Origin of the sequence: Barnesiella sp. CU968, from assembly GCF_905219685.1 — a bacterium.
In the GTDB taxonomy this organism is placed as follows: Bacteria; Bacteroidota; Bacteroidia; order Bacteroidales; family Muribaculaceae; genus Lepagella; species Lepagella muris_A.
The window spans coordinates 1-1132 of the sequence record NZ_CAJMXD010000589.1 but is presented as its reverse complement, the minus strand read 5'-3'; the positions used below and the strand labels follow the sequence as shown (position 1 = coordinate 1132).

Genomic DNA, 1132 nt, shown 5'->3' with positions numbered 1-1132 from the left:
CCCATGAAAGGCATTAAAATCAGAAGCCAGAGGTTTACAGCTAAAACTACTCCGGGCAATTATGTATACCCTTTCACAAAGAATGCAGAAGACACAAAGATGGATGTTTCGAATGTGGAGAATATAATCCTTTTCGCTGAATTGAATTCGGCTGAGGCAATGGTACTACAGCCAACAGGACAGCTCCGCTGCTTTTACATTGAAGTTGAATACGAAGGGACACTCGCCCAGCCTTCAATGCCTGATTGCTCTGCACGCAAGCCTTTTGTAGCGGCTGATGAAGAGCTTGTTCTCAATTCAGATACAGGCGCGGATATTTACTATACGCTTGACGGCTCAGTTCCCACAACTTCTTCGACAAAATACTCTTCTCCTTTCAAACTGACCGAAGATTGTGTTCTTCGCGCAATAGCTGTCAAGGACGGAGTGGAAAGTTTCCCATTCTATGCAGAGTATTCTCAGATTCCTGCCGGTACTAAAGTAGACGAATTCGATATGAGCAACTGGGAGTCATTGACCAAGAAAGACGGTTCTGAATTCAAGGCGACGGATTTCCTTAAAAAGGATACAGATACAGAACCCTGCAACATGTGGATAAACATGAACGGTGTGGAACTTGCCGGAGCAAGCGGTTCTCTTCTCTCATTCAAGGATGTCGGAGACAAACAGACTCAGATTTTCAAGTCATGGACTTTCGGCAACGTTGTTGAATACAGACCGAATGATGCCGCCAACACGTTTACTGCTACAGTTCCGGAGGGATGCACATTATCAAACGTTGTTATCGTAGGATCAAACATCGCAGACACCGAGACACCCTTGAAGCTGGCAGATGGAGAAAAAGGGACATTCGCATTATCCCCTATAAACAAAGCCAACGCGATATGGAAAGCAGGTGACAACGAACTTTCTGCGATTACATTTGCCGGAGGCACATATATAGATCAGATATATGTCATTTACAAAGAAAACGAAAGCGGCAGCGGAGTCGCCGGCATCGAGGCTGACGAGAACGCACCCGTGGAGTATTACAATCTGCAGGGTGTACGAGTAGCCAGCCCGGAGAAGGGTCTCTACATTGTGAAACAGGGCAACAAAGTTGAAAAGCGCGTCATTAAATAACTGAGCAATC

Annotated in this window: 1 protein-coding gene; it reads left to right on the top strand. The window is 45.7% G+C overall.

Going from position 1 to position 1132, the window contains the following annotated elements; all coding sequences use genetic code 11:
• The coding region (locus JX312_RS13895; RefSeq protein ID WP_204458517.1) for a chitobiase/beta-hexosaminidase C-terminal domain-containing protein at positions 1-1122 on the top strand (1122 nt) is incomplete at its 5' end.
• Positions 1123-1132 lie beyond the last annotated feature (10 nt).